The following is a 20,759-nucleotide window of genomic DNA, read 5'->3' as shown; positions in this document are numbered from 1 at the left end:
GTTGTTCTGTCATCGGAGTGGCAAGTGTATTCTTTAGTTCAATTTATATAGCTAATTGAGCTCAGGCTTAATTCCATCACAAGAATAGGAGTAGCGGCTGCGATGAAACAGGAGATTGATTTTATCAAGTTTAATCCCACGCAAAATATGACGGTTCTGGTGAAGACGAATCATCCAGCTGAGACATATCCACACATCGCCGCCCAAATTATGTCCTATGACAACGTATACGCCGAACAAGTGGGGTTCATTGGCGGAGCGATAAAACCGGAGGCAGCTGCCCATTTGGAAATGGCCGGTGGAGAGTTCTGCGGGAATGCCTGCATGGCCTTGGCTGCGTATATCGCGTCCGAGAACGAGTTGGAATCCACCGATTTCACAGAAATCGTCTTGGAGGTCTCCGGGACAGATCAATTAATCAGATGTCAGGTGAAGCAGCAGCAGAATGAATATTTTTGCCAAGTCACGATGCCCATACCTGAGCAGATTGAACAACGAACCGTAAAGTATGAGGGAATCGATATGGATATGGTGATCGTGCGGTATCGGGAATTCATCCATATCGTCATCGAAGTGGAAGCGTTTGATGAAACGATGAGAAAGAGGGCTCAAGCGCTGGCGCGATTATTAGGCTTAACCTTGGGGGATAAGCTGATTGGCATTTTATTATACAAATCCCAATCGGAGGAGCTGGCACCGCTCATATTTGTCCCACAGCTAGATAGTCTGATCTGGGAAAGGGGGTGCGGTTCAGGTACAGCCTCGGTGGGAGCCTATCTGGCATGGAGCAGGCAAAAGGAAATCGTTCAGCATATCAAGCAGCCTGGTGGTGCGATTAAAGTGATGGCTGAGTGGAATGGAGCAGAGCTTGAACGAATTACGATCGAAGGATCGGTTGGAATCGTGGCCCAGGGCAAAGCCTTTATAGATGCATGACCATGACGAGATATAGGAGGAAGAGGAATGGAGACATTAATTGATTTTCAAACATGCTTGAGTGAATTTTCCGGGAAATTCGATGAGCTGGCAGGCAGATATGATCATACGGTTCAGCATAGCTCAGAGCTGGAGGCTTTAATTGATGACTATTCCACGTTTATAACAGACAAGCAAAATGAACGAATCTGGGAACAACTCGCTCAAGAGGAATCAGGCAGCATGCACCAGCTTGTCCTTGATCTGCGAGATAAATCTGCACGGTGTGTGGCGGTCATGGAGAAATATCGGGCATTGAAGCTGCAAGATGGAGATGTAGAAATCGCGGATTATTTCAGAAATATAGAAGAATGTATTGAAAAAGAGTTTGGCAGCTTTTATGTCACCTCGGACTCCAAAGTGCTACTGGTAGGCTCCGGGTCATTTCCCATGACACCTTTGTTTATCGCCAAGCGAACAGGGGCAGAGGTGGTTGGCATCGATATTGATGCAGAAGCTATTACACTCGGGCAGCAGGTTGTGGAGAAGCTAGGTGCGGGCTTGAACATCCATTTGGAGCAAACATTGGTGCAGGACCTTGCTTTTACGAGAAAAGCAACACATATCATTTTCAGTTCCACGGTTTCCAATAAATATGATCTGCTCGATCAATTGCACGCATTGACGAATGCACATGTGGTGGTGGCGATGAGGTATGGTAACCAGTTAAAGTCGTTGTTTAACTATCCGATGATAGAGACTAACAGCAGCAAGTGGAAAATGGTCGACAATATTCTGCGTCCGGATGATGTGTTCGATATTGCGTTATACCAAAAAGCATAGCTCGCTTGAGCTTGGGAAAGTGAGGTCCATATGAGCGGATTTCAACGAGTGCTGTTGCTCGGAACAGGCCCTGCATCCATTCAGCTGGCAGTATCGCTCAAAAAGCAATTCAATTGCACCGTAGGCATAGCGGGAAGAGAGTCGGTGCGTTCAGAATCTTTTTATGAAGCAGTTCGGCAAAGTGACGGATTCATTGGAGCAAGCATTCAAAATGAAAAGCATCGACCGTTGGCAGGTGAATGCTTCGTCGATCAGGTGTTTAAGGGATACGAGACCATTGAAGGCGAATGGGATACGCTCATTTTCGCTGTGACAACGGATGCTTATGTCGATGTATTGAAGCAAATGAAGAATAACTTCATCAAACAAGTGAAATACATTATTTTGGTCTCTCCAACCTTTGGCTCCAACATGCTGGTAAGCCATTATATGAAGCAGCTGCATGCGGATACGGAAGTGATCAGCTTCTCTACCTATTTGGGGGATACCCGATGGATGAACGACCAACCTTCCAATCATGTCATTACAACAGGAGTCAAGAAAAAGGTCTATATCGGTTCTACTTCAACTCCTTCTGAACATGTGGACAGACTGTGCAAGATGTACGAGCAATTGGGCATTGCGCTGGAAGTTATGCCATCTGCACTCGAGGCGGAAACGAGAAATATTTCTTTATACGTACACCCGCCATTATTCATGAATGACTTTTCATTGGATGCTATCTTCGGAGTATCAGACACTCAGAAATATGTATATAAAATCTACCCCGAAGGTCCTGTAACCCAATATTTGATTCGGGACATGCGGACACAGTGGAACGAAATTATGAAAATCACGGATAGGCTCCGTATCCAGGGTGTCAATCTGCTTCAATTCATGACGGATGATAATTATCCGGTACGTTTGGAGAGTTTATCACGCCACGATATAGAGAATTTCAACCAGTTGCAGGACATTCATCAAGAGTACTTATTATACATACGGTACACCTCGTTGTTGATTGATCCCTTTTCGAAGCCTAACCCGGAGGGAAAGTATTTTGACTTTTCGGCCGTTCCCTTTAGGAAGATGTTTGTCAATCAGGATGGAGCGTTGGACATTCCCAGAATGCCCAAGGAGGATTATTATCGCATCAAAATCATTCGGGGCATTGCGAGACATATGCAGGTAAGCTGCCCAACCATCGATTCGTTTATTGACACCTATGAGGGGAAGATTCAAGAAGTCGCTCGTGCTCACCCGGATCAGGATCTATCCGATGCATTTGTCGTTCAGACCTTCAATGAAGACATTCGGATGATCTGCGCAGGGCTGGCGAACAGCACGGTTTAATTACATCTCAATCTATACAAGTGAACCTGAATTTTACATCATAACGGAGAGTGCAGAACCAATTTGAAGAAGCGAAGCTACAAGCTTTCTGAAAGAAAGCTGCATCGGAAGCCTACGCTGCGCCTTTATCCCCGGATTTTTCCTTTTATATAAGGGAATCAAAAAAATCTGGGGATAAGAGCGATCGGAAGATGGTACTGCAATCGGAGTAGCACGATGTAACATTTTCTAAGTGAACTTGTATATATCTTTCATTATCAGGAGGAAAAGTTGTGAAAAAGGGTAGTGCTTTGGGTTTAATGTTGCTGTTATTGTCTGTCATTATCGTGCTCGCAGGATGTGGGCAAGATGGGGGGACAACAACGGAGTCAACGAATAGCGAGGTCAAGTCTGAACTCATTTATGCATCCGCCAAGGATATTAATGATATGAATCCTCATTTATACACCGGTTCCATGCCCGCACAAGGGATGGTTTACGAATCTTTAGTTGAAAACACGGTCGATGGAATCAAGCCATTGCTGGCAGAATCCTGGGATATTGCCGAAGACGGGAAAACGTATACGTTCAATTTGCGACAGGGTGTGAAATTCCATGATGGTGAACCGTTTAACGCGCAGGCGGTCAAACAAAATATCGATGCGGTTCAGGCGAATGCCGAAAAACATGCCTGGATTAAGCTGTCCACCAAAATCGTAAGTACAAAAGTAATGGATGAATACACATTTGAACTGGTACTTTCCGAGCCCTATTATCCAGCTCTGGTGGAGCTGTCCATGACTAGACCGTATGTATTTATATCACCCAAAGATTTTACGAATGGTGGCACAAAGGACGGGGTAAGCGGCTATCACGGCACAGGGCCCTACAAGCTGACAGGACATAAAATCGATGAGAATGCAACATTTGAAGCCAATGAAGAATACTGGGGCGGCGCACCTAAGATCCAAAAAATCACGTCAAAGGTTCTCCCGGCAGGCGAAACGACATTACTGGCATTACAGAAGGGCGAAATCAACTTTATATTCACCGATGATCGGGGTGCGGACAGTATTGATGTTGAAGCCATGAATCAGTTGGCTGACTCGGGTGATTTTCAAGTGGTCCGAAGTGAAGCAATGAATACGAATATGATCGTAGCCAATAGTAGCAAAGTGGATAACCCTGTCCACGAAACGGTTGTTCGTGAAGCGATATGGGTTGCCATTGATCGGGAAACGATCAGCAATGACATTTTTAACGGAACTCAGACCGTAGCGGACACCTTATTCTCTTCAAATGTTAACTATACCCATGTTGAATTGAAAAAGCGGGAGTATAATCCCGAGACTGCAAATGAGCTTTTGGAAAAGGCAGGTTGGACATTACCAAACGGTAAGTCAGTAAGAACGAAGAATGGCCAGCCATTAGCTCTGACATTGTATTATGACAGCAATTCATCTTCGCAAAAAACACAGGCAGAATTGATCCAGCATGCTTTAAAAGGATCGGGCATTCAGCTGGAGATTGTCGGTGAGGAATCCACTTCCATCGCGAACAGAAGGGCAACCGGGGAATATGATCTGCTGTTCAATCAAACCTGGGGACTGGCGTACGATCCACAGAGCACCATCGCTGCGTTTACTTCGGATTCCGCCTATAAACACACAACAAGCGGCATAGCCCAGGCGGATGAACTATATAAGAAAATTGATGAAGTCATGGTCTCTACAGATGAGGCATCCCGCCAATCCCTGTACGCCGACATTATGAAAATGGTTCATGATGAAGCGGTGTTTATTCCGATTACCAATGGGCGGGTTACTGTCGTGGCTCCCAAAAATCTGGACGGAATCACATTCAAACAGACTCAATATGAATTGCCATTTGAGCAAATGAAATTTAAATAGAGCGGGGATGGATATGGGAAGTTATATAGTCAAACGGATATTGCTCGCCATACCCCTGCTGTTTGTCATTTCATTGATAACGTTTGTTCTCATTAACCTTTCGCCCCTGGACCCCGCCGTAGTTGTATTACAGGCACAGGAGGTTCCTCAGATCACGGATGAATTAATCGCCCAAACGAATGAAGCTTTGGGGTTCGATAGACCATTCATCATTCAGTATGTGAATTGGTTGTTTGCGTGTATGCAGTTTGATTTTGGCAGCTCGTATGTATCCGGTGAACCGGTGTGGTCTCTGATTGGTCCAGCATTCCTGAACACATTAAAATTAACGCTGGTATCATCGGTGTTCATTATCGGATTCTCCATCCTGTTGGGTGTGATCTGTGCCATGAGAGAAGGGAAAGCCGTCGATAAATCGGTCAGAGGCCTCTCGTTTGTCCTGACCGCAATGCCATCTTACTGGCTCGCAGCCATCATGATCTGGACTTTTTCCGTCAAACTGGACTTGTTGCCTACGAGCGGGATGGATTCGTTGAAGAGTTATATTCTGCCGGTGATTGTGATTACGGTGAGTTATACAGGCATTTATTTTAGAACGGTCCGGAGTTCGATGCTAAGCAACATGAATGAGGATTACGTGCTCTATGGAAGGGCAAGCGGCTTAAGTGAACGGAAGGTGACCCTGCATATTTTGCGGAATTCGCTGCAAGTGGCGGTATCCATATTTTGCATGGCCATCCCCATCGTGCTCGGAAGCACGGTTGTGATTGAAAATGTGTTTGCCTGGCCGGGACTCGGAAGATTGAGCGTACGGTCGATCCTCAATCGGGATTTCCCAATTATTCAGGCGTATGTTCTTATTTTGGCCGTAACCTTTGTGCTGTTTAATACGATTTCTGACGTGATCAATGCGGCGATGAATCCCAGATTAAGAAAGGATCTCTAATGCGATTATTAAGAAATTTGAGCAAAGACAAACTTGCGATGACATCGCTGGCTGTCATTGTGATCATTGTTGCTATGGGAATATTTGCCCCGTTGTGTGCACCCCATGACCCGGAGGAAGTGAATATGAAGCTTCGATATGCTACTTCCTCCTGGAGTTATTGGTTAGGAAATGATCATTTGGGCAGATGTGTGTTATCCAGACTCATTTATGGAATTCGTCCCAGTGTGCTATGGGTGTTGGTAGCCTTGATGATATCTGTTCTGGTCGGAGCTGTCGTCGGATTTATCGCGGGGTACTTCAAGGGGAAGACAGATGCCTGGATCATGAGACTTTGTGATGTCATGCTGTCTTTCCCGGGATACGTCATGACACTGGCAGTAGTCGGCATTTTGGGTGCGGGACTTGAACATATTCTGATTGCGTTTGTGGTCATGAAATGGGCATGGTTTGCCCGCGTCATTCGAACATCCGTGATGCAGTTCTCCGAGATGGAGTATGTGAAATTCGCCAAAGCCTCTGGCATTGGCAGCTTTAGAATTATTACCAAGCATATTGTTCCGGTAACATTTGCCGACGTTGCGGTGATTGCCAGTGGTTCCATGTGTTCGATGATGCTGCAGATCTCGGGACTTTCTTTTCTGGGTTTGGGAATCCAGGCCCCTCATGCCGAATGGGGGATGATGTTGAATGAGACAAGGGAAGTCATGTTCTCCAGACCAGAGTTAATGCTGGCACCTGGACTAGCCATAGTGATTGTGGTGTCGGCCTTTAATTTTTTATCGGATGCGCTTCAGGTCGCGTTGGACCCCAAATTAATGACTTCCCAAGGTAAGCTTCGTAAAAAAGAGGTGGGAAAAGCCGTTTATGAATATAGTAGAGGTTAAACATTTGAAGATCTGGGACGCCAATACGGACAAGGTCATTATTCATAACAGTTCATTTCAGGTCAAACAGGGAAGCTGTCTGGCCATTGTCGGAGAAAGCGGAAGTGGCAAGTCCGTCACATGCAGGTCCATTATGCGTTTGAATAAACCCTGGATTCGCCAGTCCGGAACAATTCTCTTCAAAGGTGAGGACGTGAACCAGCTTTCTGAACAAGAGATGAGACAAAGAAGAGGCAAAAACTTGTGCATGATTCTCCAAAATGGCATGAGCGCATTTGACCCTTCTTGTGTAATCGGTGTCCATATCCGGGAGACGCTACAGACACATTTCGACTGGAACAACAAAGAGAGCGAACGGAAGATCATTAGCGCCATGGAAAGTGTCATGTTAAAGAATCCGCAGGAAATCCTGAATCAATATCCACATCAGCTATCAGGTGGCATGTTGCAGCGAATTATGATTGCATTGGCACTTGTGTTGGAGCCGGATCTGATCATTGCGGATGAACCCACAACGGCATTGGATACGATCTCTCAATATGAGGTGGTTGAACAATTGATTCGATTACGCGAACGAATGGGTTGTTCCATGCTGTTTATATCCCATGACCTCGGTGTGGTCCAGAAGATTGCAGATGAAGTGATGGTCATGAAAGACGGTGCCATTGTCGAAAGTGGGCACATTCGGTCTGTTTTTACGAAGCCGAAGCATGCCTATACTCAATATTTGGTTTCCACCCGGTTGGAGCTGAGCAATCATTTCAGGAAATTGATGCAGGGAGGGGATACAGTTGCTCAACGTGGATGGGATAGAAAAGTCCTATAAACAAGGCGGATTATTCTCCAAACAAAGGCAGCAGGTGTTAAAAAATGTTGCATTTGAATGCCAGCATGGCGAATGTCTCGGCATCATCGGTGAAAGTGGGAGCGGCAAGTCGACATTGGGCCGTCTGATCCTGGGTATCGAGAAGCCTGATCGCGGGCGTATTTTATTTGAGGGGAAAAACGTGAATGATCGCCGCGTGAGAAGGGGCAGCATTAGTGCCGTGTTTCAAAATTATACGTCCTCCATTAATCCATTTCTCACGGTGGAGGAAGCCATTATGGAGCCTTTGAAAGCTCATAAAAAAGTGGAAGCGGATATACAAAGCAAGGTGGATACGTTGTTGCATCAAGTGGGATTAGACTCGTCCTACAGGCTCAAATATCCGCATGAATTATCCGGTGGAGAGGCTCAGAGAGTATGTATTGCGAGAGCCATATCTACTGAACCCCGATGCATTGTATTCGATGAAGCCATCAGTTCTCTGGACGTGTCTGTGCAGATTCAGGTGCTGCGATTGTTAAAAGAATTGAAGCAATTCTATCAGATGAGCTACGTGTTCATTACGCATGATATTCAGGCGGCAGCCTATATTTGCGATAGGGTTATTATTTTCAGGGACGGTCAGATTGAGGAGATGGTGCCTATTGAGCAGCTGAAGGATGTTCAGTCCGATTATGCCAGGAGATTATTAACCTATTTAATTACATTCCAAGGGGAGGACTGAGGATGAGTGGAGCGATGTCATGGCCGTTTCTGCGTTTGTACATCCTGGTTCTTCTGTATTTTAGTGCAAATGCAATTCTTAATGTCATTATTCCTTTACAGGGTGAATCCTTGGGGGCGAGCAGTACAACCATTGGGCTGATTATGGGTGCCTATATGTTCACGACCATGTTTTTCAGGCCATGGGCAGGTCATATCATTCAAAAGCACGGACCGATCAAAGTACTTCGTTTTATTCTGATTATTAATGGTTGTGCCCTTGTTCTATACACGTTTACAGGGCTTGGAGGTTATCTGGTTGCTCGTATTTTACAGGGGGTATCAACCGCTTTCTTTTCCATGACGCTGCAGATTGGCATTATTGATGCCCTGCCGGAGAAAGACCGTTCCCAGGGCATTTCCTATTATTCGTTGTTCAGTTATATCCCCGGCATTGTGGGACCTGTCTTGGCGCTAGGAATCTGGCAGACAGGCGGCATGGATTATTTTACGGTTGTGCTCGTCGGTATTGCCATCTGTACAGGTGTCTTCGGATATACTGCCAAAATGGACAAGAACAATGAGCAACATCCTGTTGAAAATTCATCAGAGCAGAACGTAAGCATGTTTCAATCCTTTCGCCAATTGGTGCAAAATCCATTCTTGTTTAGATGCAGTGTACTGATGCTAAGTGCTTCCGTTGTATTTGGTGCCATCACGACCTTTATTCCCCTGTACACCAGTCAATTGCCAAGCGGCAATGCGGGTGTCTATCTGATGCTTCAGGCAGGAACTGTTGTGATCGCCCGGATGTTGTTACGTAAAAAAATCCCCTCCGATGGCAAATGGCATGCACCTTTTATCATGGGAACGATGCTGCTGCTGGCATTAGCCGCACTATGTGTAAGCTGGGCAATGACAGGAGGAGCTGTCCTTTTGTATGTGGGGGCTATCTTGATGGGTATCGCTCAATCCATTATCTATCCAACGTTAACCACCTATTTATCCTTTGTGCTGCCACAGTTGAATCGGAATGTGTTAATCGGTTTATTCATTGCGACAGCAGATCTGGGTGTATCTCTGGGCGGTGTGTTGATGGGGCCGGTCGCTGATTTATCTTCCTATTCGTTTATGTATATGATTTGTGCTATCCTAGGGGCGGTAATGATAGCTTTTGCCTATGAACGAAGAAAACCAGTCACAGATGTGTCTGTGATCGCACGAGAAAAACAAATATGATTTGACAACATCGTTCAACAGGATTATAGTCATTGTTGTTAATCGTAATAATTACTATTAAGGTCTGAGGCATATGGACCACAACCATAAGGAGTAGATACACATGACACAAAAGCAGGTTCCGGTAACTGTTCTTAGCGGTTACCTCGGTTCAGGTAAAACAACCGTTCTTAATCACGTACTGCACAATCGCCAGGGGCTCAAGGTCGCCGTCATCGTTAATGACATGAGTGAGGTCAACATCGATGCCGCTCTGGTGAAGGGTGAGGCGACATTGTCGCGCACCGAAGAAAAGCTGGTGGAGCTGTCCAATGGCTGCATCTGCTGCACCTTGCGGGATGATCTGTTGCAGGAGATTGAGAAGCTGGTGAATGAAGGCAGGTTTGATTATATCCTGATTGAATCCACAGGCATCAGTGAACCTGTGCCTGTAGCGCAGACATTTACATATGCCGACGAGGAGTCGGGTATTGATCTGACAAGTCTGGCGAAGCTGGATTGTCTGGTAACCGTCGTGGATGCCCATCGATTTTGGCATGATTTTGCCTCAGGGCAGAGCCTGCTGGATCGGAACCAGGCCACAGGTGAGGAAGATACCCGCGATGTTGTGGACCTGCTGATTGATCAGATCGAGACTTGTGATGTTCTGCTGCTGAACAAATGTGATCTGGTCGATGACGTGGAGCTGAATAAGCTTGAAGGTGTCATCCGCAAGCTTCAGCCTAACGCCAAAATCATTCGGATTGTGAACGGTCAAGTCACCCCGTCTGAAATTTTGAATACAGGTCTCTTCAACTTCGAGAAAGCAAGCATGTCCGCCGGGTGGATTCAGGAACTGGAGAAGGAATCCCATACACCGGAGACCGAGGAATACGGTATTGGTTCCTTCGTGTATCGTCGTCGGAAACCATTTCATCCTTCTCGTCTAGCTGAATTCATGAGCTACTGGCCGGAAGAAGTGGTGCGTGCCAAAGGGCTGGTCTGGCTCGCGGCTGAAGGAGATGTGGCTGCAAGTCTGAGTCAGGCGGGATCGTCGATTCAGTTTGGCCCCGCCGGACATTGGGTTGCGGCTTTACCGGAAGCGGACAAGGAAGAAATTTTGCGTACGGAGCCAGATGTACTGAAAAAGTGGGACGCGCAGTGGGGAGACCGTCAGACCGAGCTGGTCATGATCGGGATTGAAATGGAGCGCGCCATCATTGAAGACGAACTTGACCAATGTCTGCTCAGTGATGAAGAAATGCAGGCCGATTGGGGGCATTTCGACAATCCTCTCCCTTGGCCAGTTGAAGTCGTATAAAAAATAAATTCATAAAGGAGCTGTAAACCATGGCCAAAAAATCAAAAGTGGTACGTGAAAAACAACGTCAGGCAATTGTAGCCAAATATGCGGAGCTACGCCGGGAACTGAAAGAAAAAGGGGATTATGAAGCGCTGCAGAAACTGCCGCGCAATGCTTCTCCGACCCGATTGAAAAATCGCTGTGAACTGACAGGCCGCCCGAGAGGATATTTGCGCAAGTTCAAGGTATCGCGGATTGTGTTCCGTGAGCTGGCTCATCAAGGTCAAATTCCGGGCGTCACGAAGTCAAGCTGGTAAGACACATGCATGATCCATTTGATTATGATTGTGTGATTGTGGGAGGGGGCCAGCCGGAATCGGCATGGCCTCTGTCCTGCAGGATCTGGGAATGCCTCGTTTTACCGTGCTGGAACGCAGTGAGGTGGGAGCAACTTTTTTGGCGTGGCCGGAGGAAATGCGTCTGATCACCCCTTCGTTCACAAGCAATGCCTATGGCATGATGGATCTGAACGCCGTGGCTTTGAATACGTCTCCAGCGTACACACTGGGAACAGAACACCCGACAGGGTTGGAGTATGCGAAGTATTTGCAGGTGGTGAGCCAGTTCAAGAAATTGCCTGTGCAAACGGGAGTAGATGTTTCGGAGGTTATTCCGGAGGAGAAAGGCTTCTGGGTCGTGACATCCAATGGACAACTGCGGACACGCTATGTCATCTGGGCAGCAGGTGAATTTCAATATCCGAGACTGGACTTGTTTCCTGGGGCTGAGTATGGTGTGCACAGCAGTTTATTTTCCAGCTGGACGGTGGTTCAGGGAGAAGAATGTGTCATCGTTGGTGGCTATGAGAGCGGTGTGGATGCAGCTATTCACCTGAGTAAACTGGGGAAAAACGTAACGGTAATCGACCGAAACGGACGAGGACTCGCCAAGGGCAGCAGTGATCCAAGTGTGGAACTAAGCCCCTATACGAAGGATCGCCTGCGCTCGGCAATGATGGATAAGCGAATAAACATGATGCAAGGTTATGAGGTCAAGTGGATTGAACCGGATGAACCGGGCGGTTATGTTCTCTATTGCGAGAACGATTCCGGAGAGTCCCACTTGCTTAAGACGGGTCAGGCTCCTATTCTGGCGACCGGGTTCCGCAGCAGTTTGCACCTGATTGAGAATCTCGTCGAGCGCAACAAGGTAGGTCAGCTGCAATTGGGAGCGGCGGATGAATCGACGATTGCCCCCGGACTGTTTATTACTGGACCACAGGTCATGCATGGTCAACTCCAATTTTGCTTCATTTATAAATTCAGACAGCGCTTTGCGGTTGTGGCTCAGGCCATGGGCGAGAGACTTGGGTTGGATCTGACTCCGCTGGAAATCTATCGCAAAGAAGGCATGTTTCTTGATGATCTGTCCTGCTGCGGTGAAGACTGCACATGCTGAATTCGGTTGTGGAGTAACCCGAAGAACTTCGTAAAGTGGTGCTGGTTGGCTTCGAATCCGCGGGCAAATCGGCTCTGTTTCGGGGACTTACGGGCAGAGATACGGGTGAGGAATCCAATGTACGGGGCTCCACGGTAACAATCCGCAGAGCGGAGTTGCTTGAGCACCAGCTTGAATTGCTCGATACACCCGGAATCCGGATGAAGGATGATAGCGTAACGACCATGTTGACGTTAAAACAGCTCGCAGCCGGTGATACAGTAATCTTGGTCATCCGCGGCACAGATGTGGTGCAGGAACTGCCTTTACTGCTCGGTATGCTGGATGTCACAGGCAAAAATGCTGTATTGGTGCTTACGTTTGCCGACAAATGTGGTCCCGGATTATCGGCTCAGGTTAACTATTACCGTAAAGGTCTGGGCATTTCCGTTCTGCCGCTCAATACAAGGGAAATGGATGGAAACGCCCAAGACCTGATATGCCGGGCGATTGTTGCCGCCAGACCCATGAAGAGGCATCCGGAGCTTGCATCACCTCCTGAATCGTCTGTGGACGAACCGCAGACAACGATGTTTGAGCATACGGTTTGGGGACGTTTTGTGGCTTTGGCTGCACTGGTATTATTATTTGCAGCACCGGTGTATGTGGCCTATCTGTTCTCCGGCTGGATACAACCGCTCGCAGATGCCTGGATTCTTGAACCGCTCCATCGTATGACTGTGGGATTATGGAATCCGCTACAGGCGATAATGCTCGGAGATTACGGGATAATTAGTCTGGGCTTGTATTCGTTTATATGGGCATTTCCGGTCGTATTCCTTATTGGGGTCAGTGTGGCGGTGACGGAGGAAAGCGGACTGAAAGATCGGATTACCGACTCGCTGGATGGGTGGATGCGCAAAATCGGCTTGAACGGTAAGGATCTGATTCCGGTCCTCAGTGGTTTTGGATGCAATGTCGTGGCTGTGTTCCAGAGCCGTACATGCAGCTCCTGTACACGAAAGACCTGTGTTTCAATGATCTCCTTCGGTTCTGCATGCAGCTACCAGATTGGAGCTTCTCTATCCATATTCAGTTCCGGCGGTAAGCCGTGGCTGTTCTTTCCTTATATGCTTGTACTGGTACTTGCGGGCGCAATTCATACACGTCTGTGGAATCGAAATCGGCTGGATGACACGCTCCCGTTACATGCCAACCGTACATTTATGCAAAAGCCATCATGGCGCTCTGTAAGCTGGCGCGTTCGGTCTGTCATGAAACAGTTTCTCGTGCAGGCGATGCCTATTTTCATCGGTATTTGTGTGGTGGCCACGTTGCTGGAGCAGACGGGGGTACTGTCTGCCCTGACTGGCGCGTTGACGCCGGCACTTGCGATCTTTCATCTGCCGGGCGATGCCGCGAGCGGCATTCTGTTTTCCATTTTGCGAAAAGACGGGTTGTTGGTGCTGAATCAGGATCAGGGTTCCTTCGTTGAAGACTTGAGTGGCGGGCAGCTGTTTATTCTTGTGTACCTGGCCTCCACGTTAACGGCATGTCTGGTGACGATGTGGACCATTCGCAAGGAGTTGGGAACAGTCTTTGGTATGCAACTGGCAGGCAGACAGCTCGTAACGTCACTGGGCAGTGCATTTGTACTGGGGTGGCTATGGAACTGGATTGCATAACGATGTTGATGAAAGGGTGTGATCTCCATGTTGGACTCATTTAACATTCGAAGAATTCAATCGGTGATGAACGGTTATATCCATGAGAAGGTCCCGTCACCACTGCGCACCATGGTGAAATTAACGTATGAGATGAATGACAATGAACTGATTTTGACCGAGGAAAGGCCTGCTGAAGAACGATATCAGTGGGACAAACTGCATATTGCCCGATTTTACTGGGAAGAGAATCAGTGGAAGGTATATGCCAAAGACGAACACAGCAGCTGGAATGTGGTAGACGTTATTGAGCCTTGTCCTGATTTTGAAGATCTGCTGGAGCAGGTTGAGCGGGACGAAGCGGGTCTGTTCTGGCGCTGAACGCGCGGTTTTTAACGCAAATATGTGCTGGAGGGAGGGTTTGTAATGCAAAAGGTACAACAGAATAACAGGATTAGCCGAGTAGTGAGCGATTCTTTTATCATGCCGGATAAAGCCGAGCGTTTGCGGTTATTTGGCTCCGTTGATCCCATACAGGGAGATAAGCCTGTTCAGAAAGAAGAGATGCAAGATTTGCAGAATAGCAAAAATGATTTTCTATTTGAGCTGCAGCAAGTCGGTATTGATCAGGTGAAGTATCCCTTGGATGTCATTTCGGCCAAAGATCCCGTTCGATTGTCCAGCATCGGAACGTTCCGGCTAACGACTTCGCTGGATCGCGAATCGAAAGGCATTAACATGAGCCGCTTGATGGAGCAGCTTCAACACAGTCACGGTGAAGGGTTGAGTGACCGGATTCCGGATCTGATTGCGTTGACGCAGCAGATGGCCGAACAGATGAATCAGCCGAAGGCGGAGCTGAAAGTGACCTATCCCTGGTTCTACGAACGAACCGCCCCCGTAACCGGTTTGTCTGGACTAAATCATTCTTTGGCTACGGTTCATGTTATCTGGGAAGCTGGAAAACCCCCTGTTCTGAGAACAGGTTTACATATACAGGTCACGACGTTATGCCCATGTTCGAAGGAGATCAGCGAATATAGCGCGCACAACCAGCGTGGGTTATTGCGTATCCAGGTACAAGCCAACCCGGGAGACGCGCTGCCGGGCTATTGGAAGGAAGAACTGCTAAATGTGGCCGAATCCAATGCAAGCAGCTGTCTTTACCCCATACTCAAAAGGCCTGATGAGAAACGGGTCACGGAACGTGCATATGAGAACCCGCGGTTTGTGGAAGATATCGTCAGGCTGGTGGCGGCAGATCTGTATGAGAAGCACTGGGTAAATAAATTTAAGGTAGACTGCAAAAATGAAGAGTCCATTCATCAGCATGATGCCGTAGCTCGTATCGTATATGACAAGTCGAGATAACGATAGTGTGTGGGCTAAGGAATTCATTTTATTTTATATCACTTTACAAAATGAAGAGAAAACAGAAGAACCACCGTCAGAGCTTCAGCGGCGGTTCTTCTGTTTTTTTTGCGATCCTATGAGCAATCCAAGTGCCATTGCGCTAGACTTCATACAAAATTTCACCCGTTCGCGATACATCATATCCTTCAAATGATTGCAGTTCCTGCCTGAATGCCGGTGATTGCAGAATGCGCAGTACCGATTCGATCCACGCTTCGTTCCCTTGTTTCTTCAGCATGACCAGATCGTAACGTTCCTGAACAAGTGGAATAAAATCAACCTGACCGACAAGTCGTGCAGCCTTCTCACTGCCGATTCCTACATCGGCTTCACCGGAACTGACCTTGGCAGCTACGCCCATATGACTGGTTTCTTCCACGTCATACCCAATCAGATGGGAAGTAGCGATACCATGCAGACGCAATTGTTCATCCAGCAATACACGTGCACCCGAACCTTTCTCACGGTTAGCCAATCGTAGCTCAGGCTGCTTCAGATCTGTCCAGTTCTGCAAGCCGCGCGGATTACCACGTTGAACGTACAGCCCGGCAGGTCGTGTCAGCAGATTCACGACGACATACGACCAGCCAATCAGGATTTTGCGAATGTAGGGCAGATTATACTCTCCTGTATCTCCATCCAGCAGATGGGTGCTGACCAGATCGGATTCCCCGCGGTACATGGAGATCAAGCCGTCGAGACTGCCCATGAACGAACGCAGCGGACGAATATCTCGTGTTTGCTTTTCCATATATCGCATGAGAATATCGAGGCTAACATCTTGTCCCGTAATGACCAGATGACGGGCCGAATGCGCTGACAAAGAGTTGCCCGTCATGGAGCTTGAAGCTGCGAATGTCTCTCTGGATAGAGGCGTAGCATTTGCAGCGGAATGAACGGTATGATTGGTCGGATCACTTCCCGTCCCGGAATAAGATTCAGAGGGGGGAACTGAATCCACAGCGGCCCGGTGCGCTGGCGATTGAAGCTGCTTGGAGCGCTGTTTATAAGCCTCCAGATCGGTGGCATCAACTCGCATTTGTTTGCCGACGCGATAAGCGACGAGGTCTCCCTTTTTGATTAGATCGTAAACCGTCAGTTTGGATATTTTAAGTAGCTTGGATATTTCTTCGGTGGTATAGGATTGCTCCTCCGTCATCAGTGAAGATCCTCCTTCAAGGTACAGATCATATAACGTTTCGTTCATCAACGCTCATCGTCCCGGATAAACGCTGGGGTCTCTTGTACTATACCATTAACAGCCAGAGGGGATAAACTCGCCCACCACAATTCAGCTATCGATGGTTTGGCTTTCAACGGGTGCACCAAAGACTGCCTTCCTATTTCAATGATCTTATGTATAATGAAATATAATTAATTATATCTAGTTATAACTAAACATAACATCGGGGGAGAAGTAGATGAAAAAGAGTATTGGATATGTGTTGGGGAGTATGTCACTTGGACTGGCTCTCGTATTAGCCGGTTGCGGTGCAAGTACGGACAGTAACGATACATCCACAGCAATGGAACAAACCAGTTTAACACCAGCGACATCAGGTGAGAGTTCAACGTCTGGGGCAACAGATACTAAGGAAAGGGTGGAGCTAACGATCTCAGCGGCAGCCAGTCTCACGGATGCCATGAAGGAAATCGAAACGAATTTTGAAGCCGCGAATCCCAATGTGGAGCTTAACTTCAACTTTGGTGCATCCGGTGCATTGCAGCAGCAGATTGAACAAGGCGCGCCAGCAGATGTATTTGTATCGGCTGCGACCAAAAATATGAACGCGCTCGTGGATGAGAAATTGATTGCATCGGGTGATCAGAAGAATTTGCTGCAAAATTCATTGGTAGCCATTATTCCAGCGGATAGTTCAGATACCGTAACAAGCGAGAAGGATCTGACGGCGGATTCCATCAAGACCGTAGCGATTGGTATACCGGAAAGTGTGCCTGCTGGAACCTATGCGAAGGAAGCATTGACCAATGCCAAACTATGGGATCAGTTGGAGGGTAAGCTTGTACAAGGCAAGGATGTCAGACAGGTTCTGCAATATGTAGAAACAGGCAATGCGGATGCGGGGTTTGTGTACAAAACGGATGCACTCACTTCTGATCAGGTGAAAATTGCTTTTGAAGTAGACAAGAACAGCTATACACCTGCGAATTATCCAGTAGGGATTATTGAAGGTACGAAGCACCGAACAGAAGCAGAACAATTCTATACGTATTTGCAAACGCCTGAAGTGCTTGATGTATTTGCCAAGTACGGGTTCTCCATTCCGGAATGAATGTGAGTGCAATAGACTGGGCGGTATTCTGGCCACCGGTTCGTCTTTCCCTTCAGGTTGCGCTGTTGTCCAGTGTGATCGCAGCAGTGTTTGGCATCACTGTGGCCTGGAAGATGTCGCGTACCTCGTTCCGTGGCAAAATTTTTCTGGAAACGGCATTTATGCTTCCGCTCGTGCTTCCGCCGACCGTGGTCGGATTTATATTGCTCGTGTTACTGGGGCGTAAGAGCCTGCTCGGACAGTGGATTGAAGCCATCTTCTCCGCACCTGTCATTTTCTCCTGGTGGGCTGCTGTGATTGCCTCGGTGGTGGTTGCTTTCCCATTGGTTTATCAGACGATGAAATCCGGCTTTAGCGGGATTGATCGGGATCTGGAAGATGCAGGCCGCTCGATCGGAGCGAATGATTGGCAGGTATTTCGTTATATCTCACTTCCGCTTGCAGGGAGAGCGTTGATGACAGCTTTCATCCTGGGTTTCGCCCGTGCACTGGGTGAATTCGGGGCCACGCTCATGATCGCAGGTAATATTCCGGGCAAAACGCAAACCGTACCCACTGCGATCTATGTTGCTGTGGATTCGGGCAATCAGACGATGGCCTGGATGTGGACCGGCTCTATTATTATCATTTCGTTTATCATGCTGCTCTTAACCAGACAGCCGCGCGACGGGAAGGCATGATGTGTGCTATTTAAAGTGAAAGTGATAAGGATTAGCATACAAAAACCCGCTCAAAGGAATCATTCCTTGGAGCGGGTTTTCATTTACACACGCCGCGTATATCGTATATCATGTATGTTTACGTTCATCCAGCCGATTTTTGTTCAGCCTGTTTGAACAGAAGGTGTCTTATAACGGGCAGGGTCCAGCGTTTTGATCATAAATACAATCTCTTCCTGCCGATCAGGTGTCTGTACCGTTTTATGATAAAAAGGTTCATATCCCCGCCGTTCATACATGGGAGCAAGCCAGGGATGGCGGGTCGCTGTTGCCAGAAATACGGCAGGGGCATCAAGCTTTTGCAGAATGATATGTTGCTCTACCCAATCTAGTAGTTTGGAGCCATAGCCCTGGCTTTTATGGGCCGGACTTACCGCGAACCAGCGGATGAAAGGATAGGGGCTGATTGCTTGCCGCTGTAGATCCTCGGCTCGATCAAGGGTAACCGTGGCAATGATTTCTCCCCCTTTTTCAAGAATATAGCATTCATGCTGTACAATATTATTCTGGATGACTTCCAGTGTAGCGTGTCCGGCTGGAAAAGGAATGTTCAGGGCCCGAATTGTCTCATAGGCATCAACGGTAACAGCCTGCAATTGTTCGGCATCTTCAAGCGTAGCCAATCGGTATTGTTCGGACATGGTCGATCAATCCCTTCTATGAAAATTAACTATTCCAACCTGTTAAGTTGGTTTAATATTTTGGTGTTATTTTATCATGAAATTCATGGTTGGAATATAATTCTCGAATCAGATCTGTCTATAAGCCCATCGAAAGCTTCTATATGTAAAAATGACAAAATTTTTTCCAATTTTACTCGTTTCAGGACTCGCCTAAACCATGCTCTATCCTGTAAAATAGAACTAACTGATTCCAGCCAAGAACTGAAATAAGGAGAGACGACTAATGAATACGAAACCTGATTGCGGTATATCGTTGCAAATCGACGACTATCTGGATCTTTTGCATTTTGCCATCCAAATCGAGGATCAGGAATGGCAGCAGTCCCTTATCCACCAGCTCAAAATATTTCAGCCGGAAGCGGAGCAGCGCACACCTGAAGAAGAATTATGGATGAGATTTGATTATATCAACAGTAAACTGACAGGTCTCTGCCACCAGATTCACGCGGCCCATTCAACGGATGAACGCAAGAAGTTTGAAGAACGAATCGGACTGTTGCAACTGCAGCGTATAGAAGTAGCTCGTAAAATTAAATGGGCTAGTCGCAGATAGATGCGTATTTGAATTTAATGTGATCTGCAATTGAAGAAGCGATCCCCAACCCCGTTGGAGGAGCGCTTCTTTTGGTTTACTTTTGGATCAGAATTGGTGAAGCATAGAGAAGTTCTATAACGTTATCAGGATGTCCTATTAACATATATATTGCCTGGGCATGACATCCGGTGCTATTCTTTGTTCAACCTAATTCCGACTATACAAGTGTGAATGGTTAGTTAAATCAAAGATGAGGAATGGGAGTACACATCATATTGGCTGAAATGACAGCCTGTGGAGGAGATCGGGAATGGTTAATCAATGGGGGATTCAGAAATTTCGGACAGCATTGCTGTTCATTACTATGTTGGCGGTACTGGCGGGTTGCAGCTCAGGCAATGCATCGAATGAATCGGATTCCACATCTGCGTCCGGTCAAGATAAAGTGAAGAAGATCATTGTGGGTACAGGCACTCAATTCCCGAATGTTTGCTTTATTGATGAGAATGGCAAGCTGACGGGATATGATGTAGAACTGATCCGCGAGATTGATAAACGATTGCCAGAATATGAATTTGAGTTCAGTACAATGGAATTCAAAAACCTGCTCCTCAGTCTTGAAACGAAGAAAATAGACCTGATCGCTCACCAGATGGAAGTGAATGAAGAGAGACAGGCCAAGTTCCTTTTTAATGACGAGGCATACAACATTTTTCCTAATAAAATCGTTGTGAGCGAGAAAAACCAGGATGTAAAATCCATCGAGGATCTGAAAGGTAAAAAACTGATTGTTGGCGCTACGAGTAATGCAGCTGTACTGGCTGAGAAATGGAATGCAGCGAACGGAAACGTCATTGAAATTGTGTATTCCGGAGCAGGGGAAGATACGAATACCCAGATCAAAACAGGCCGGGTGGATGCAACCATCAGCACGCAGTTTGCCATCGATTATCAGAATAAAGTGGTGGATGCACAGTTAAAGACTGTCGGAGAGGCTCTGTCCAACTCCAAAGTGTATTTCATTCTGAACAAGGATGAGGAAGAACTCAAAACAAAAATTGATGAAGCGCTCAAATCAATCAAGGAAGATGGAACATTGAGCAAATTGAGCACAGAGTGGCTGGGAGCCGATTACACGGTTGAGGAATAGTTC

At 47.1% G+C, this 20,759-nt stretch carries 21 protein-coding genes; 19 read left to right on the top strand and 2 right to left on the bottom strand.

From position 1 onward, the window contains the following. Window positions 1-102 precede the first annotated feature (102 nt). From G3352_RS26725 to folE2, 15 genes are all read left to right on the top strand, one after another. Window positions 103-936 (top strand): histidine racemase CntK family protein, encoded by an 834-nt coding sequence (locus G3352_RS26725; RefSeq protein ID WP_163761166.1) that lies wholly within the window; start codon window positions 103-105, stop codon window positions 934-936. Window positions 937-963: 27 nt separating this feature from the next. After that, on the top strand, window positions 964-1,758 hold the full coding sequence (locus tag G3352_RS26720; protein ID WP_163761165.1) for a nicotianamine synthase family protein: 795 nt from the start codon (window positions 964-966) through the stop codon (window positions 1,756-1,758). A 30-nt stretch (window positions 1,759-1,788) separates the two neighbouring features. Beyond that, window positions 1,789-3,090, top strand: coding sequence for an opine metallophore biosynthesis dehydrogenase (locus G3352_RS26715; RefSeq protein ID WP_163761164.1), 1,302 nt, complete (start codon window positions 1,789-1,791; stop codon window positions 3,088-3,090). Window positions 3,091-3,389: 299 nt separating this feature from the next. Then, window positions 3,390-4,979: a staphylopine-dependent metal ABC transporter substrate-binding lipoprotein gene (gene cntA / locus G3352_RS26710; protein ID WP_163761180.1), complete on the top strand. Its 1,590-nt coding sequence runs from the start codon at window positions 3,390-3,392 to the stop codon at window positions 4,977-4,979. 13 nt (window positions 4,980-4,992) lie between these two features. Next, window positions 4,993-5,925, top strand: coding sequence for a nickel/cobalt ABC transporter permease (gene opp1B / locus G3352_RS26705; RefSeq protein WP_163761163.1), 933 nt, complete (start codon window positions 4,993-4,995; stop codon window positions 5,923-5,925). Then, complete coding sequence (cntC, locus tag G3352_RS26700; RefSeq protein WP_163761162.1) at window positions 5,925-6,812, top strand: staphylopine uptake ABC transporter permease subunit CntC; 888 nt, start codon at window positions 5,925-5,927, stop codon at window positions 6,810-6,812. Before opp1B ends, cntC begins: the two co-directional genes overlap by 1 nt. Continuing rightward, on the top strand, window positions 6,793-7,638 hold the full coding sequence (gene cntD / locus G3352_RS26695; protein WP_163761161.1) for a staphylopine uptake ABC transporter ATP-binding protein CntD: 846 nt from the start codon (window positions 6,793-6,795) through the stop codon (window positions 7,636-7,638). Before cntC ends, cntD begins: the two co-directional genes overlap by 20 nt. Beyond that, window positions 7,604-8,362: an ABC transporter ATP-binding protein gene (locus tag G3352_RS26690; RefSeq protein WP_163761160.1), complete on the top strand. Its 759-nt coding sequence runs from the start codon at window positions 7,604-7,606 to the stop codon at window positions 8,360-8,362. The genes cntD and G3352_RS26690 overlap by 35 nt, the downstream gene beginning before the upstream one ends. 2 nt (window positions 8,363-8,364) lie before the next feature. Then, window positions 8,365-9,579 carry a staphylopine family metallophore export MFS transporter CntE gene (gene cntE / locus G3352_RS26685; RefSeq protein ID WP_163761159.1) on the top strand — a complete coding sequence of 405 codons (1,215 nt, stop codon included), beginning with the start codon at window positions 8,365-8,367 and terminating at the stop codon, window positions 9,577-9,579. Between the two features lie 103 nt (window positions 9,580-9,682). Continuing rightward, on the top strand, window positions 9,683-10,879 hold the full coding sequence (locus G3352_RS26680; RefSeq protein WP_163761158.1) for a GTP-binding protein: 1,197 nt from the start codon (window positions 9,683-9,685) through the stop codon (window positions 10,877-10,879). A gap of 29 nt (window positions 10,880-10,908) precedes the next feature. Beyond that, the gene (gene rpsN / locus G3352_RS26675) at window positions 10,909-11,178 is read left to right on the top strand and encodes a 30S ribosomal protein S14 (protein WP_090904459.1); all 270 of its coding nucleotides are present in this window, start codon (window positions 10,909-10,911) and stop codon (window positions 11,176-11,178) included. Window positions 11,179-11,242: 64 nt separating this feature from the next. Continuing rightward, window positions 11,243-12,319: an NAD(P)/FAD-dependent oxidoreductase gene (locus G3352_RS26670; protein WP_163761157.1), complete on the top strand. Its 1,077-nt coding sequence runs from the start codon at window positions 11,243-11,245 to the stop codon at window positions 12,317-12,319. 35 nt (window positions 12,320-12,354) lie between these two features. Beyond that, window positions 12,355-13,983, top strand: a complete 1,629-nt coding sequence (locus G3352_RS26665; protein WP_205525074.1) for a nucleoside recognition domain-containing protein — start codon at window positions 12,355-12,357, stop codon at window positions 13,981-13,983. 27 nt (window positions 13,984-14,010) lie between these two features. After that, a complete protein-coding gene (locus G3352_RS26660; RefSeq protein ID WP_163761155.1) occupies window positions 14,011-14,343 on the top strand; it encodes a DUF3024 domain-containing protein in 333 nt (110 codons plus the stop codon). Window positions 14,344-14,388: 45 nt separating this feature from the next. Continuing rightward, window positions 14,389-15,333: a GTP cyclohydrolase FolE2 gene (folE2, locus tag G3352_RS26655; RefSeq protein ID WP_205525073.1), complete on the top strand. Its 945-nt coding sequence runs from the start codon at window positions 14,389-14,391 to the stop codon at window positions 15,331-15,333. A 142-nt stretch (window positions 15,334-15,475) separates the two neighbouring features. Here the strand turns inward: folE2 and G3352_RS26650 are convergent, their stop codons facing one another. Next, entirely contained in the window at window positions 15,476-16,534 is a 1,059-nt protein-coding gene (locus G3352_RS26650) for a substrate-binding domain-containing protein (protein ID WP_163761178.1), read from the bottom strand. Window positions 16,535-16,796: 262 nt separating this feature from the next. Between G3352_RS26650 and modA the strand changes: the two genes are divergently transcribed. Next, complete coding sequence (gene modA, locus G3352_RS26645; protein ID WP_163761154.1) at window positions 16,797-17,669, top strand: molybdate ABC transporter substrate-binding protein; 873 nt, start codon at window positions 16,797-16,799, stop codon at window positions 17,667-17,669. Beyond that, window positions 17,666-18,349: a molybdate ABC transporter permease subunit gene (gene modB, locus G3352_RS26640; protein ID WP_205525072.1), complete on the top strand. Its 684-nt coding sequence runs from the start codon at window positions 17,666-17,668 to the stop codon at window positions 18,347-18,349. The genes modA and modB overlap by 4 nt, the downstream gene beginning before the upstream one ends. Before the next feature lie 143 nt (window positions 18,350-18,492). On the opposite strand, the gene G3352_RS26635 is transcribed toward modB, so the two are convergent. Then, window positions 18,493-19,029 carry a GNAT family N-acetyltransferase gene (locus tag G3352_RS26635; RefSeq protein WP_163761153.1) on the bottom strand — a complete coding sequence of 179 codons (537 nt, stop codon included), beginning with the start codon at window positions 19,027-19,029 and terminating at the stop codon, window positions 18,493-18,495. A 265-nt stretch (window positions 19,030-19,294) separates the two neighbouring features. On the opposite strand from G3352_RS26635, the gene G3352_RS26630 reads away from it, so the two are divergent. Beyond that, the gene (locus G3352_RS26630; protein ID WP_063566659.1) at window positions 19,295-19,624 is read left to right on the top strand and encodes a hypothetical protein; all 330 of its coding nucleotides are present in this window, start codon (window positions 19,295-19,297) and stop codon (window positions 19,622-19,624) included. A gap of 292 nt (window positions 19,625-19,916) precedes the next feature. After that, window positions 19,917-20,756 carry a transporter substrate-binding domain-containing protein gene (locus tag G3352_RS26625; RefSeq protein ID WP_163761152.1) on the top strand — a complete coding sequence of 280 codons (840 nt, stop codon included), beginning with the start codon at window positions 19,917-19,919 and terminating at the stop codon, window positions 20,754-20,756. The last annotated feature ends 3 nt before the right edge of the window (window positions 20,757-20,759 follow it).

This window comes from Paenibacillus sp. ALJ109b, assembly GCF_010747435.1.
Taxonomy (GTDB): Bacteria; Bacillota; Bacilli; order Paenibacillales; family Paenibacillaceae; genus Paenibacillus; species Paenibacillus taichungensis.
This window is presented reverse-complemented; position numbering and strand designations above follow the sequence as displayed.